The following is a 276-nucleotide window of genomic DNA, read 5'->3' as shown; positions in this document are numbered from 1 at the left end:
GTGCGCGTGGGAGGAGTCGAACCTCCGACCGCCTGGTTCGTAGCCAGGTACTCTATCCAGCTGAGCTACACGCGCATTCATGTTTAACACTTTAATAGATAATGGTGCGGATGGGAGGAGTCGAACCTCCGACCGCCTGGTTCGTAGCCAGGTACTCTATCCAGCTGAGCTACATCCGCATCGTATATCTATTGTAAGAAATGGCGGAGAAGGAGGGATTCGAACCCTCGATGGGATTTAAAGCCCATACTCCCTTAGCAGGGGAGCGCCTTCGGC

2 tRNA genes are annotated in these 276 nt (G+C 54.0%); both read right to left on the bottom strand.

Annotated features, from left to right (window positions below):
- Position 1 precedes the first annotated feature (1 nt).
- Positions 2-75: transfer RNA gene (locus tag AAEY97_RS21220), tRNA-Arg, on the bottom strand.
- A gap of 27 nt (positions 76-102) precedes the next feature.
- Positions 103-179 (bottom strand) — tRNA-Arg (locus AAEY97_RS21215).
- Positions 180-276: the final 97 nt, after the last annotated feature.

It is taken from the genome of Shewanella sp. TB7-MNA-CIBAN-0143 (assembly GCF_040310065.1).
Taxonomy (GTDB): Bacteria; Pseudomonadota; Gammaproteobacteria; order Enterobacterales; family Shewanellaceae; genus Shewanella.
The sequence above is the reverse complement of the archived record's forward strand: the minus strand, read 5'-3'. Positions and strand labels throughout refer to the sequence as shown.